Here is a 13,214-nt window from a genome sequence, read left to right as displayed (position 1 = left end):
ATCATGACGAAGATTTCGACTCAATTGTTTATCGACGGGACGTGGAGCGAGGGCACGGGTGCACCGTTCGCATCGCGTAATCCGGGCAATGGCGACGTGGTTTGGGAAGGCGCGAGCGCGGCGGCTCAGGACGTTGAACGCGCCGTGCTTTCAGCACGGCGCGCGTTCGCTTCGTGGTCCGCGTTGACGCTGGACGAACGCATTGCGATCACACGGCGGTTCGCGGCGCTCTTGACCGAGCACAAGGAAGCGCTGGCTCATACCATCGGCCGCGAAACTGGCAAGCCCTTGTGGGAAGCGCGGACCGAAGTCGCGACAATGGCGGCTAAAGTCGATATCTCCGTTAAGTCATACCACGAGCGTACCGGCGAAAAGCGCCAGGAAATGGCCGATGGCATCGCGGTTTTGCGGCATCGTCCGCATGGCGTCGTGGCCGTGTTTGGGCCTTACAACTTCCCCGGACATTTGCCGAACGGGCATATTGTCCCGGCGCTGATTGCGGGGAATACTGTTGTGTTCAAACCATCGGAATTCGCGCCCGGAGTGGCTGCGCTGACGGTGGATTTGTGGGCGCAAGCCGGCTTGCCTGCCGGCGTGCTGAATCTTGTGCAAGGCGAGAAGGACACCGGCATCGCGCTGGCGAATCATCGGCAGATCGATGGCTTGTTCTTTACAGGTAGTTCGGATACCGGAACATTATTGCATCGGCAATTCGGTGGCCGTCCGGAGGTCGTGCTCGCGCTGGAAATGGGCGGCAACAATCCGCTGGTCGTGGCTGAGGTCGAAGATATCGATGCTGCTGTGCATCACACGATCCAGTCGGCGTATTTATCGGCGGGCCAGCGCTGCACGTGCGCGCGTCGGTTGTTCGTTCCGGATAACGCATTCGGCGAGCGGTTCACCCAGCGCTTGATCGACGTGACATCGAAGATTAAAACGGGCGCCTTCGACGCCGACCCGCAACCGTTCATGGGCGCGGTGATCTCGGCGCGCGCAGCCGCGAAACTCGTGCAGGCGCAGACGCAATTGATCGAAGCGGGTGGCAAGCCCTTGCTCGAAATGACGCAACGTTCTGCGCAGCTCGGTTTTGTCACGCCCGCAATCATCGACGTGACGAATGCGCGTAACGTCCCCGACGAAGAACACTTCGGCCCGATGCTGCAGCTCACGCGCTACAGCAGCTTCGATCAGGCAATAGAGCGCGCCAACGACACCGCGTTCGGTTTATCCGCGGGCCTGTTAGCCGACGACGAAACCGCGTGGACCCATTTCCAGCGCACCATTCGCGCTGGCATTGTGAACTGGAACCGGCCGACTAACGGCGCGTCGTCGGCGGCGCCGTTCGGCGGTATCGGGCGCTCCGGCAATCAGCGCCCGAGCGCATTTTACGCAGCGGACTACTGCTCGTACCCTATGGCGTCCGTCGAAAGCACGCAGTTGCAAATGCCCGCGAGCGTCTCGCCCGGCCTTCAGTTCTGAGGAACCACGATGCAAGCATTCGAAGCGAACTTCGACGGGCTGGTCGGCCCGACGCACAACTACGCGGGGCTGTCGTTCGGCAATGTCGCGTCGCGCAACAACGAAAAATCGGCCGCCAATCCGAAGGCCGCGGCGAAGCAGGGTCTGCGCAAGATGAAGCAGTTGGCCGACCTTGGATTTCACCAGGGTGTGTTGCCGCCGCTCGAACGGCCGTCGCTCAAGTTGCTGCGTAGCCTTGGTTTCACCGGTGACGACGCTACGGTAATTGAGCGCGCGGCGCGCGAAGCGCCGGAATTGCTGGCCGCCGCCAGCTCCGCTTCGGCGATGTGGACCGCGAACGCGGCGACCGTGAGCCCATCGGCGGATACGAACGATGGCCGCGTGCATTTCACGCCGGCTAACCTGAGCACGAAGTTGCATCGTGCGATCGAGCATGAAGAAACACGCCGTTCGCTCTCGGCCATTTTCTCCGATGAAAAGCATTTCAGGATTCATCACGCGTTGCCCGGCACGCCCGCTTTAGGCGATGAAGGCGCGGCCAACCACACGCGTTTTTGCAACGAGTACGGCGAGAAGGGCGTGGAGTTTTTCGTGTACGGACGCAGCGAATATGCTCAAGGTTCGGCAGAACCGAAGCGTTTTCCCGCGCGCCAAACGCTTGAGGCAAGCCGCGCGGTCGCGCGCCTTCACGGACTGTCGGACGACGCTACCGTGTTCGCGCAACAGCTTCCTGACGTGATCGATGCGGGCGTGTTTCATAACGACGTGATCGCCGTGGGCAATCGCAACACGCTGTTTTGCCATCAACGTGCGTTCCTGGATCAGGGCAGCGTGTACGACCAGCTTCGCGCGAAACTTGAAACACATGGCGGCGCGTTTACCGCTATCGAAGTGCCGGAAGACGAAGTCAGCGTGGCCGATGCCGTCTCGTCGTATCTGTTCAACAGCCAGTTGCTGACACGGCCGGATGGCCGGCAGGTGCTGGTCGTGCCGCAGGAGTGCCGGGAAAACGCGCGGGTTGCCAAGTACCTCGATTCGTTGCCCGCGCGGTCAACGTCCATCGACGATGTCCTCGTCTTCGATCTCCGTGAAAGCATGAAGAACGGCGGTGGTCCTGCTTGCCTGCGGCTGCGCGTGGTGCTCGACGATGCAGAGCGGGTCGCCGTGAATCCAGGCGTTTGGATGAATGACACGTTGTTCGCGCAACTCGATGCCTGGATCGACACGCATTATCGCGACCGCATTGCGCCCGCCGATCTCGCCGATCTGAAACTCCTCGATGAATCGCGCGCGGCGCTTGATGCGCTGACCGGGATTCTCAAGCTGGGTGCTATCTATGACTTCCAGCGTTGAGCCGGCCATGTTCGCGAACTTTCTCGACTTTGTGCTCGATGGAAAAAAGCCCGCGCTGACGGAAGGCCGGTTGCCGAGTGGCGTGAAGTGGACGTGGCTCGGCGATGGCATCGTTCGCTTCGAACCCGAGGCCGCGGTGCTGCAAAGCGTGGTGGCATCGGCGGGGATTCATGGCGATGAAACCGCGCCAATCGAAATCCTGTCGATGCTGGTTGCGGATATTGCCAGCGGCAAGGCGGCGTTGAAGAGCCGCGTGCTGGTTATATTCGGCAACATTGACGCGATGCGTGCGTCCTGCCGTTATCGCGACGACGACCTTAACCGGCTGTTCAACGGCCGCTATCTTGAGCTTGCAGCAAGTCATGAAGCGCCGCGTGCGGCGGAACTGGAGAACGTGACGCGTGCGTTTTTTGCCGAAGCCGATGCCGATGCCGCTTCAACGCACGCTAAATGGCACATTGACATGCACACGGCGATCCGCCCCTCGGTGTTCGAGCAGTTTGCGTTGCTGCCATACACGGGCACGCCGCTGTCGCGCGTGATGTTCGACTGGTTGCAGGACGCGGGGTTGTCGGCCGTATTGCTGCACAAGGAGAAGTCGAACACGTTCACGCATTTCACGGCGGAGCAAGCGGGCGCGCTCGCGTGCACGCTGGAGCTTGGCAAAGTGCGGGCATTCGGGCATAACGATCTGTCGCGCTTCGCCGCATCGGACGCCTCATTGCGGCGGCTGATCGCGGGGCTTGCGCCAATAGCGCCATCCAACCCAACGTTGAAGGTATTCACCGTCGTCGGACAAATCGATAAACAGAGCGAGGCGTTCAAGCTCCATGTAGCCGGCGATGTCGCGAATTTCACGCCGTTCGCGCGCGGCACGGTGCTCGCCGAGGATGGCGATTACACGTATGAAGTGCTGCGCGACGAGGAGCGCATCGTGTTTCCGAATCCGACGGTGAAGCCGGGATTGAGAGCGGGGCTCATGGTCATCGATACGACTCAGGAAACATTCGATTCGCTATGAATTTCCCGGCTTGCCGGTAGGATCGACCACCACGGTACATGTCGTCCCCGCAGCCAGCACGACATCTTCTGGAACCTCGTCGATATGAATCCGCACCGGCACGCGCTGCGCGAGCCGCACCCAGTTGAACGTGGGGTTCACATCGGCGAGCAGTTCGCGGCTTTGCGGGTTATCGCGGTCATAGATGCCGCGCGAAATACTCTGCACGTGGCCCTTCAACACGCCGCCGCTCATCAGCCGCATCTCCGCCTTATCGCCTATCCGCACACGCGGTAGCTTCGTTTCCTCGAAATATCCATAGACCCAGAACGAATGGCTATCAACGATAGCGAGCTTGGCTGCGCCCGTCGTCGCGTAGTCACCGCGATGCACGTTCAGGTTCGTCACGTAGCCGTCCACAGGCGCAAACACCTTGGTCCGCGCGAGATTGAGTTCGGCGGCGTCGAGCGCTGCCTGCGCCTGCTGCAAGTTCGCAGCGGCGCCGGAGGCGGCCTGGCTTGCGTTATCGCGCGATTCCTTCGACACCACTTCGTTGTCCAGATCCGCCCGCCGCGCGGCGTCGTCGCGACGCATGCGTAAATCCGCCTGACGGGCGGCAACGGTAGCCTGCGCCTGCTCTACCGCGATCTTGTAATGCGACGGGTCGATCTCCATCAGCAGATCGCCCTTGTGCACGAACTGGTTATCGGCGACCGGCATGGTCACGACCGCGCCGGAGACGTCGGGCGCGACGTTGATGACGTCGGCGCGCACGCGGCCGTCGCGGGTCCACGGCTCGTCCATGTAATGCACCCACAGCACGCGCCCGATCAAGATGGCTGCGCAGAAAATGAGCGCGGTCATGAAGATGCCGAAAATTTTCCTGATGATCATGATGCGGTTTTAGTCCTTCAACAATATTTCAGCGATACACCGCGAGCCCAAGCAGGCCGCATGTACATACGAGCAGACACGCGCGAAAGAGCGACGGATGCCACACCATGCGATACAAGCCGGTGAGCGCGAGCAGCCGGTCGATGAACCAGGTCAGCAAGCCGCCCGCGATAAACAGCAGCAGGATTGTCGGTACGTAGGCATCGAGAATGGCGATATCACGCGGCATGTGACGCTCCTTCGTGCGGGAGTTCGCGCTGGCTGAGATGGCCTAACGGCGATTGCCGATCCAGCAGGGCCGTACGAATGAAATGCAGATGACTCGACATCCGTTGCAGCCGATGGCGCTCCTCCCGAGGCTCGTGCACGGTGTCGAGCAACGCGCGCAGATCGTCGATGGCCAGCGTGGTCGCTGACAACGCGGCATCGAAACGTCGAGGGGTAGGATGATCGAAGAGATGCGCCACCCGGTGTAGCGCCTGCGTGATCGACGCCCTGGCGGCGCGCGCCGGCGTACCTGTGCCAGTATCCGAGCGGCTCAGCTCGGTACGCAGATCAATCACCGCATGCCCCACTTCAAGCACCGCGAACAGCCAGCGCAATGCCTCGCGCTGCAGATCCTCACGACCTGCCGCGAGCGCATCGATCTGCGAAAGCAGATCGCGCGCGCCGCTCTCAAAACGCATCGCGAGCCGGATCAGGCCGCCCTTGCTCGCCGTCACCACTTGCCGCCGCAGTTCACGCATCAGCAGTCGGCGCAGCCACGGCGCGTCGGTGGGCAGCAGCACGGCAAAGGACATGGAGCAAACGAGCATGGAAGCGACCAGCGCGATGGCGTCGTTGATGAAGCCTGACGGATCGTACTGAATGACGTTGTCGGGACCGGCGAGAAAGCAGAAGAAGATGCAATAACCAACGCCAACGCCCATCATGCCGGGCCGCGTGCTGATGAAAGCGCCGAGCATCAGGAACGGCAGGAGCACGGCCGACAGCAGCAGAAAGCCGTCGGCTCGCGGATACAGCGCAAACACCACGATCATTCCTGCCACGGCCGCAAGTGCGGTGCCGCCTGCCATCTGGAAGGCCATTTGCGTGGGCCGCGGTGACGACGAGGCGAGTGCGATCACCGCTGCCGCGTCGAGCACGGCCGTGCCGCCGCTCGGCCACGCCGACATGATCCAGAAGCCGCTCAGGACCAGGACCACGATGAACGCGCGCAGCCCGGAAACGCCCGCCGCGAGCAGGCTGGTCTTCGGCACATAACGCGTGATCCGGTGCTCGCGTTCGTGCGTGGGCACCGCGAGCGACGCGTAGGTCAGCGTGTAGGCATGCAGATCATCGACGAACCGATACAGCAGCTCGGCGGCGGTATCGAATTCGAGCAGGTCGGTTGCCGGATCGAGCGAGCGCCGCGTCGCCCGGATGCGCCTGGGCAGCGCGGCTTTGAACGTGTCGAGTTGCGCGGCTGCGTGGGCCGCATCGGCGGCTTTCTCCACCGGCGCGCCCGCCGCGCTCAGCAAGGGCGCGACTTCGCGGAAATAGGGTTCCAAAGCGTCGACCGTCGCCGCTGCGCCGTTGACCCGCAGCCGGTTCATCAACTGATGCAGTGCGTGAAAGCGTGTGGATACGCTCATGAATTCGCCGTTCAGCCGGGCGACCCGGCCGCTGCGCATGCGGGTGTCGGGATCTTCGAACACGGCCACGCTGCGCGCAGCCTCGAGCCCGACTATATCTGCGACGAACGCCGCGTTGATGCGCTCGATCTGCGAGCGTTCGATACCCCCGCCCAACGCCTTCGACACGTAATCCACGAACGCGGTGAAACGCCGCCGAACGGTCGCCCGGACTTGCTCGCCTGCATGCCGCGGAAAGACGAGCGCGCTGACTGCACCCGAACACAGGATACCTAACGATACCTCGGCTACACGCGTCATTGCTGTCAGGAAGGCGGCATCAGCATGTTGCGCGGCCGGTATGCCAATGAGCGCGGCCGTATAGCCCGATAACACAAACCCGTACGAACGGAAGTTGCGGTTACGCGCTGCGCCCGCTGTGCAGATGCCGACCCAGAGCGCCGTCGCCGACAGAAACAAAACCGGTTGCTGCGAGAACAGGCTGATCAGCGCGAGCATCACCACGAGGCCGACGAGCGTTCCGCAGAAACGGTAAAAGCTCTTCGCCAGCACCATGCCGCTTTGCGGCTGCATCACGACAAATACAGTCGTCATCGCGGTACGAGGTTGCGGCAGATCGAGACGCATGGCGATCCACAGCGCCAGGAACGCCGCCAATGCCGCCTTGAAGATGTGAATCCACGCGAGGCCGTCGGTGAGCGCCCAGTCCACGAGCAGCGGATGGGGACGGTTCGGCGTGGAGAAGGGAGTCGACATGCTCATTCACTCCGCTCGCCGGCCGACGCGTCCTTGTGCTCGGCGAACGGCCCGATATGCTTCGCGGGTTTCATCTGCGTGTCGGCGGGGCTATCGGCGGAACTATCGATGCCGCCACCCAGCGCCGCCGAGAACGTCGCATACACCGCGAGCCGTTCAGCGCGCACTCGCGCCTCGCCGTCCTGTGCGCGCAGCAATTGCGTCTGCGCGACGAGCACATTCAGGTAATCGGTCAAGCCGCGCCTATACCCCTCGTCAGCCAGCCGATAACTCTTCTGCGCAGCCGCAACCGAGCGGCCTGACGCGTCGAGCTGGCGATCGAGCGACTTGATCCGCACGACCTGATCGGCGACATCGCGCAACGCCGCAACCAGCGTGGCGTTGTAGTGATCGACGGCCTGGTCGTATTGCGCCGATGCCGCCCCAAGTTGCGAGCGCAGCCGGCCGCCTTCGAAAATAGGCAGCGTCACGGCGGGTCCTGCAGTCCAACCGCCGCCGTTGCCAGTGAGGAACGTCAGCAGCGCGCCGCCTGCGGACATTTGCGTCAGGGACGCCATCAGGTTGATGTTCGGATAGAACTGCGCCTTCGCGACATCGATACCGCGCGCCTGAGCGGCAACCGTCCAGCGCGCCGCCACCACATCTGGGCGACGTCCGATCAGCTCGGCGGGCAAAGCCGACGGCAAGCCGAGCGGCGTTGCCAGCGACAGCACGGGACGCGTGATCGAATCGCCGGCACCCGGTCCCGCGCCGGCGAGCGCTGCAAGCTGGTTACGGGCGAGCGCGATGGCTTCGTCGTAGGTCTCTACCTGACGCTCGTAGTCCGGCAACGACGCTTCCGCCTGCGCGACTTCAAGCTGCGTGCCAATCCCGCCCTGCAGCCGCCGACGCGCACGCGCCGCGATTTTCTGCTGCTGGTCGAGCGTGGACTGAGCGATGTCGCGCAACGCAAATCCCTGCGATAAGCCAATGTATGCGCGTACCACGTTCGCTTCGAGTTCGAGTTGCGCGGCGCGGGCGTCGGCGGCGCGAGCGTGGGTGGCATCCAGCGCGCGTTCCGCTGCGTTACCGTCGCGACCCCAGAGGTCGAGGTTGTACGAGAGTTGCAGCGCCGCCGTGTTGTCCCACGTGTTGACGTTGTTGTAAGTGCCGGGGCCGTAATAGCCGTTTTCCGGCCACTGCTGGCGATTGATCGCCAGGGATCCATCGACTTGAGGCGCGAGGGCGGCTTGCGCCACGCCCGCCATCGAACGGGCTTCGCGTACGCGCGCGGCAGCCAGCGCCAGAGTCGGATTTCCAGCCTGCGCACGCGCAATCCACGCATCGAGCTGCGGGTCGTTATAAGCGCGCCACCATGTCGACGCGGGCCACGCCGCGTCGGCGTTAGCCGCGCGCAGCGTCGCGCCGGCATCGAGCGTAGACGTGTCCTTGAGCGTGTCTTCGGGACCGACGTTTTTAGTGCTCGCGCAGCCTGCTATTGTTAAAATAAATGTAAGAACCATCGGAACGATGGTCTTTCTGATCGTGCTGACTAGCAAAATTATTTCTCAAAACGGATTGAGACACAGGCCAGAATTATATTTTTGCCCCGATTGGCGAGTAACTGGTAAAAATGCAAAGCATTGTTACGGGTTATGAGGTAATCGCCGTTGCCCATAACGTAACAATGCGGTAACAATGCGGCACCACTTGGACGAGACTCAAGGCTCATGGATACGCTTCAAAACATGCGCGTGTTTTCGCGGGTTGTTGAAGCCGGCAGCTTTACCGCCGCGGCTCACCAGCTGAACACGACGACGGCCTATGCATCGCGCGCTGTCTCCGATCTCGAAGCGCATTTGCGCACGCGCTTGCTCAACCGGACTACGCGCCGGATCGCGCTGACCGAAGCAGGCGAGCGTTATTTGCAGCGGTGCGAGCAAATCCTGGCTTATGTAGATCAGGCCGAAGCTGAAGCCGGCGATGCGCACGCGCGCCCGGCCGGCAAGCTCAAGATGCACACCATGGCCGGGATCGGCCAGCATTACATCGTGCCAATGATTTCGCGCTACCAGAAGTTGCATCCGTCGGTGCAGATCGACCTGACGCTCGCGCAGCGCGTGCCGGACCTGCTGGACGAGGGTTTTGACGTGTCGATCGTCCTCGGCACTGAACTGCCTGATTCAGGACTGGTTTCCCAACGACTGGGAAGTGCGTTCAGCATTGCCTGCGCGTCGCCGGGCTATATTCAGGAACACGGCGTGCCCCACGTTTTGTCTGATCTGGTGCGGCATACGTGCTTGCAACTCATTACGCCCGCGTTCCCGCCGAACAAATGGACTTTTGACGGCCCGAACGGGCAGGAAACCATCACGCTCGGACCCGCGACCTTCACGGTCAACGTGGCTGAAGCCATGGCCGTGGCAATCAGCGAGGGCATGGGCGTGGGGATATTGCCGACGTCGTCAGCGTTGCCTGCATTGCGTGCAGGGACCTTGGTGCGTGTTTTACCGCAATACACCATGCAGATGCTCAACCTGTTTGCGCTGTATCCGTCGCGTCAGTACCTGGATGCGAAAATCCGGACCTGGGTGGAGTATTTGCGCGCTGAGTTGCCTGCCGCACTCGCCATCGATGAAAAATCGCTGCAGGAATTTGTGGCGTCGTAAGCTTATGAGCAGGAGAATGGGGGTAAGCTGGCCGACATGCTTTCATCGGTGTTTTTCATTTGCCGCGCCGCAACACTTGCTTACGTCTATTTCGGCCGCATGTTGATAGCTTGTGGTTTGTGTTTTAGCTTCACCGATTCACTTTTACCGATTTATCGATTCGACAACATCCGAGGAAGTTATGAATACGCCGCTGATGATCGCCATCTACGCACTGCTGGCTCTGATCGCCGTGCCCGCTACCCGCGAATTGCTGCGTACGGCTCGCGAAAATGCGAAACGCGCGCGCCTGATCCCGATCCGTATCGACGAACGTAAGAACCGTCAATCGCGCGATTCGTCGGATCGTTGAGAAAAAAAGACCGATCTATCGGTCTTTTTGTTTTTTGCAGCCGGTGCAGTGACATTTAAGCCTGCGCCGGATAAACCGTATCTGGTGCCGGAGAGTTCTCGCCCTGGAACGGGTATTTTTACCTATAACGCTGAAGGGCCGGGCGGCCGCGTCATGATCGGTTAGATTTTTACCGGCCCCACGCACCTGCAGCGTATCTGCACCGAAAACGCGATTCTTGGCAATTCATTGCCGGTGGTCGCTCAGATCTCGACCACCCTGTCCCATTTGAACAACGGATTTTCAGGCGCACCCGTGCGCCGGTCGCGATAGCCGCGCGGATTACAGATCACGCGCGTTCCTTCTGCGAAATAATCGAACGCGGTATGCGTGTGCCCGTGAATCCACAGCGCAACCGGCGCGCGCACGAGCGAGGGTAGATCGCTCACAAAACCCGCCGATGCCCGGTCCGTCGCGAACTTTTCGGCCAGGCTTTGTTTCAGCGGCGCGTGATGCGTGACGACAATCGTCTTGCCGTCGAAAGGTTTTGCCAGCTCATCTTCCAACCATGCCCGTGCTTGCCCGTGGAGCGCCAGCGAGTCGCCGGGACTAAACGAGCGTGGCTCATCTTCAGGCTCGGGCCACGCAACCTGGATCACGCCCCGGAAGTCGACCATCACCCGCTCTGCCGCAGCGATGGACTCGCGCAACGCCTCGTCGCTCGCGCCGAACAACGCGAAATCCGTCCACAACGTGGTGCCGAGCACGCGCCATTTGCCGTATCGGTCGGTGAGGGCGGTGTTGTTCAGGAAATGGACGTTGGGCAAGCTGCGCGCGGCGTCCTGCATCGCGGTTTCAAGTGCACCGAATTCACCGTCGTAATACTCATGGTTGCCCGGCACATAAACAACCGGTACGTCCGAACCGAAATTTTCCGCCGCCCAGCGCAGACCTTCCGCGTGATTGTGGATGTCACCGGCCAGCACGACGAGATCGGCCTCGGCGTATGGGATGGCGAGCGGCTCGTCGTGCTCGAGATGCAGGTCGGACAGAACGCGAATCTTCACGGCGCTTATCTCCTCAATACTTGTTATGCCGAGCCCGCAACACCCGGCGCCCGCACGTCCGGCAACACCTTGGCCGGATTCATCAGGTTCTCGGGGTCGAGCGCTGTCTTGAGCGCGCGCATGAGCCGCACTTCCACCGGGGATTTGTAGTGCATTGCTTCGGCTACCTTCAATTGTCCCAATCCGTGCTCTGCGCTGATGCTGCCGCGATGCGCGTGCACGCTTTCATACACGAGCGCATTGACCGGTGCCTGGAATTCGGCGAGAAAGCTCTCGGGATCAACCCCTTCCGGCGCCTGCACGTTGTAGTGCAGATTACCGTCGCCAAGATGGCCGAACGTCACCATGCGCACGCCCGGAATGGCCTGGGCGATGAGCGCGTCGGTTGCCTCGATGAAATGCCCGATGCGGGAAATAGGCACCGCGATATCGTGCTTGATGTTGAGTCCTTCCGCCGCCTGCGCGAGCGGGATATGTTCGCGCAAGTTCCAGAACGCCCGCGACTGCGACAAATTCTCCGCAACGACTGCGTCCTCGACCAGGCCTTGCTCCATCGCATGTTCCATCAGCCGTTCGAACAGCGCGCGGCCGTGCTCCTCGCTCTCGCTATCGGACAATTCGAGTAACACGGTCTGGCCGTGTTTCTGGCTGAACGGATAACGCATCTGCGGGAAATGCGTGGTTACGAGATGAAGCGAAAAATCCGACATCAGTTCGAAGCCGGTCAGCAATGGCCCTGCATAACGCTGTGCGGTAGCGAGGAAATTGAGCGCGGCCTGTGGTGAGGCCAGCGCCGCGAGCGCGGTTACGCGAGCGACAGGTGCCGGATGCAGTTTCATGACGGCGGCAGTAATGATGCCGAGTGTCCCTTCCGCGCCAATGTACAGGTCGCGCAGATCGTAGCCGGTGTTGTCCTTGCGTAGCCCGCGCAAACCGTCCCAAATTTCACCCTGCGGCGTCACCACTTCCAACCCGAGACACAACTCGCGGGTGTTGCCATAGCGCAGAACGGCGGTGCCCCCGGCATTCGTTGAAAGATTGCCACCGATCGTGCAACTGCCTTCGGCGGCGAGGCTCAGGGCAAAGAGTCGCTGTTCCTGCCCGGCGCGCGCCTGGATATCGGCAAGGATCACGCCGGCTTCCACCGTGATGGTGTTGTTGAGAGGATCGACGTCGCGAATCTGGTTCAGCCTGCGCAAGCTGATAACCACCTGTTTGCCGCTGGCGTCTGGCGTTGCCCCGCCGGAGTGTCCGGTGTTGCCGCCTTGCGGCACGATAGGGACACGGTATTCCCGCGCGAGCTGTACAACTTTAGCGACCTGTTCGGTGGTGCCGGGAAGCACCACGGCGCACGTCTGACCGTGATAACGCTTGCGCCAGTCAGTGAGAAATGGCGCGGTATCGTGTGTGCCGGTCAGCACGTGGGCTGCGCCAATTGCTTCGATGCAGGCTTCAACAAAGTAACGTGAACGGTCGGATGCGGTCATGAGTTTAGAAAAGCGGTGGCGTGGACGACGGGTGACACAGTATCGCGTAACGTCGGGCCGGGCGAACCCTGGCCTGATGGCATAGGTCTCGTCTACGCAAACTATTCCGTGCTACAAATGATTGCCGTCGGGCGTTGAATCTGATGTTGAGGTTGTTACGGCTGTGGCGGCCTTTGCTCGCTTCGCGGCGCGTGCAGCGCGTTTGAACGGCGCGACAAAGCCAAGCGCGCAGACGAAGAACGCAAGAGCAAGAAGCGCTTCGAACCAGCCAAGGTGCGCTGATAATCCGCCGTCGGTCATGCCGCGCACGATGCCTTCAGCGAAGTAGAGCAGCACGAGCATCGAAGCCCATTGCAGCGTGTACACGTTGCGCCGGAACGTGCCGCGCAGCGCGAACAGCAGCGGGATTGCCTTGAGCGCCAGAGCGGAGCCACCCGGGCGCAGCGGCGCGAGCCAAAGCTCCCACGCGATCGACAACGCAATCAGCGCAATCAGGCTGAACAGCGCGCCGCGTGCAAAGCCGGGTCGGGTGCTGGCAGCGTCCATGACGGGCGTAGTGGTCATC

Annotated in this window: 12 protein-coding genes; 5 read left to right on the top strand and 7 right to left on the bottom strand. The window is 61.6% G+C overall.

The features are described 5' to 3' along the window. Positions 1–3: 3 nt before the first annotated feature. Genes astD through astE form a run of 3 tightly spaced genes read left to right on the top strand, consistent with a single transcriptional unit; the run spans position 4 to position 3,853 of the window. On the top strand, positions 4–1,479 hold the full coding sequence (astD, locus tag ACSQ36_RS12015) for a succinylglutamate-semialdehyde dehydrogenase (protein ID WP_436182061.1): 1,476 nt from the start codon (positions 4–6) through the stop codon (positions 1,477–1,479). A 9-nt stretch (positions 1,480–1,488) separates the two neighbouring features. Continuing rightward, positions 1,489–2,832 carry an N-succinylarginine dihydrolase gene (gene astB / locus ACSQ36_RS12010; protein ID WP_436182060.1) on the top strand — a complete coding sequence of 448 codons (1,344 nt, stop codon included), beginning with the start codon at positions 1,489–1,491 and terminating at the stop codon, positions 2,830–2,832. Beyond that, positions 2,816–3,853, top strand: coding sequence for a succinylglutamate desuccinylase (gene astE, locus ACSQ36_RS12005; protein WP_436182059.1), 1,038 nt, complete (start codon positions 2,816–2,818; stop codon positions 3,851–3,853). Before astB ends, astE begins: the two co-directional genes overlap by 17 nt. Here astE and ACSQ36_RS12000 read toward each other — a convergent pair. The 4 genes from ACSQ36_RS12000 to ACSQ36_RS11985 are packed head-to-tail and all read right to left on the bottom strand — an operon-like array spanning position 3,848 to position 8,618. Beyond that, complete coding sequence (locus tag ACSQ36_RS12000; RefSeq protein WP_436182058.1) at positions 3,848–4,726, bottom strand: efflux RND transporter periplasmic adaptor subunit; 879 nt, start codon at positions 4,724–4,726, stop codon at positions 3,848–3,850. The two genes, astE and ACSQ36_RS12000, sit on opposite strands and share 6 nt — an antisense overlap. A 28-nt stretch (positions 4,727–4,754) precedes the next feature. After that, complete coding sequence (locus ACSQ36_RS11995; protein ID WP_213761716.1) at positions 4,755–4,955, bottom strand: DUF1656 domain-containing protein; 201 nt, start codon at positions 4,953–4,955, stop codon at positions 4,755–4,757. Further along, positions 4,945–7,116, bottom strand: coding sequence for an FUSC family protein (locus ACSQ36_RS11990; protein ID WP_436182057.1), 2,172 nt, complete (start codon positions 7,114–7,116; stop codon positions 4,945–4,947). Before ACSQ36_RS11990 ends, ACSQ36_RS11995 begins: the two co-directional genes overlap by 11 nt. 2 nt (positions 7,117–7,118) lie before the next feature. Beyond that, entirely contained in the window at positions 7,119–8,618 is a 1,500-nt protein-coding gene (locus ACSQ36_RS11985; protein ID WP_436182056.1) for an efflux transporter outer membrane subunit, read from the bottom strand. A 207-nt stretch (positions 8,619–8,825) separates the two neighbouring features. Here ACSQ36_RS11985 and ACSQ36_RS11980 point away from each other — a divergent pair, with 207 nt between their 5' ends. Together ACSQ36_RS11980 and ACSQ36_RS11975 are read left to right on the top strand one after the other, a co-directional pair. Then, the gene (locus ACSQ36_RS11980) at positions 8,826–9,764 is read left to right on the top strand and encodes a LysR family transcriptional regulator (RefSeq protein WP_213761713.1); all 939 of its coding nucleotides are present in this window, start codon (positions 8,826–8,828) and stop codon (positions 9,762–9,764) included. 181 nt (positions 9,765–9,945) lie between these two features. Then, on the top strand, positions 9,946–10,116 hold the full coding sequence (locus tag ACSQ36_RS11975) for a hypothetical protein (RefSeq protein WP_158934310.1): 171 nt from the start codon (positions 9,946–9,948) through the stop codon (positions 10,114–10,116). Positions 10,117–10,358: 242 nt separating this feature from the next. Here ACSQ36_RS11975 and ACSQ36_RS11970 read toward each other — a convergent pair whose 3' ends face one another. From ACSQ36_RS11970 to ACSQ36_RS11960, 3 genes are all read right to left on the bottom strand, one after another. Then, entirely contained in the window at positions 10,359–11,162 is an 804-nt protein-coding gene (locus ACSQ36_RS11970) for a metallophosphoesterase (protein ID WP_436182055.1), read from the bottom strand. Positions 11,163–11,185: 23 nt separating this feature from the next. After that, positions 11,186–12,649: an FAD-binding oxidoreductase gene (locus ACSQ36_RS11965; protein WP_436182054.1), complete on the bottom strand. Its 1,464-nt coding sequence runs from the start codon at positions 12,647–12,649 to the stop codon at positions 11,186–11,188. A gap of 111 nt (positions 12,650–12,760) precedes the next feature. Then, complete coding sequence (locus ACSQ36_RS11960) at positions 12,761–13,213, bottom strand: DUF2069 domain-containing protein (protein WP_436182053.1); 453 nt, start codon at positions 13,211–13,213, stop codon at positions 12,761–12,763. Position 13,214: the final 1 nt, after the last annotated feature.

The sequence above is a fragment of the Caballeronia sp. LjRoot34 genome (assembly GCF_964253815.1).
Classification (GTDB): Bacteria; Pseudomonadota; Gammaproteobacteria; order Burkholderiales; family Burkholderiaceae; genus Caballeronia.
The sequence above is the reverse complement of the archived record's forward strand: the minus strand, read 5'-3'. Positions and strand labels throughout refer to the sequence as shown.

What these genes read in the sequence shown, in the direction of transcription:
- astD (WP_436182061.1), top strand. Translation starts at nt 4, where the DNA reads ATGACGAAGATTTCGACTCAATTGTTTATCGACGGGACGTGGAGCGAG.
- astB (WP_436182060.1), top strand. Translation starts at nt 1,489, where the DNA reads ATGCAAGCATTCGAAGCGAACTTCGACGGGCTGGTCGGCCCGACGCAC.
- astE (WP_436182059.1), top strand. Translation starts at nt 2,816, where the DNA reads ATGACTTCCAGCGTTGAGCCGGCCATGTTCGCGAACTTTCTCGACTTT.
- ACSQ36_RS12000 (WP_436182058.1), bottom strand. Translation starts at nt 4,726, where the DNA reads ATGATCATCAGGAAAATTTTCGGCATCTTCATGACCGCGCTCATTTTC.
- ACSQ36_RS11995 (WP_213761716.1), bottom strand. Translation starts at nt 4,955, where the DNA reads ATGCCGCGTGATATCGCCATTCTCGATGCCTACGTACCGACAATCCTG.
- ACSQ36_RS11990 (WP_436182057.1), bottom strand. Translation starts at nt 7,116, where the DNA reads ATGTCGACTCCCTTCTCCACGCCGAACCGTCCCCATCCGCTGCTCGTG.
- ACSQ36_RS11985 (WP_436182056.1), bottom strand. Translation starts at nt 8,618, where the DNA reads ATGGTTCTTACATTTATTTTAACAATAGCAGGCTGCGCGAGCACTAAA.
- ACSQ36_RS11980 (WP_213761713.1), top strand. Translation starts at nt 8,826, where the DNA reads ATGGATACGCTTCAAAACATGCGCGTGTTTTCGCGGGTTGTTGAAGCC.
- ACSQ36_RS11975 (WP_158934310.1), top strand. Translation starts at nt 9,946, where the DNA reads ATGAATACGCCGCTGATGATCGCCATCTACGCACTGCTGGCTCTGATC.
- ACSQ36_RS11965 (WP_436182054.1), bottom strand. Translation starts at nt 12,649, where the DNA reads ATGACCGCATCCGACCGTTCACGTTACTTTGTTGAAGCCTGCATCGAA.
- ACSQ36_RS11960 (WP_436182053.1), bottom strand. Translation starts at nt 13,213, where the DNA reads ATGACCACTACGCCCGTCATGGACGCTGCCAGCACCCGACCCGGCTTT.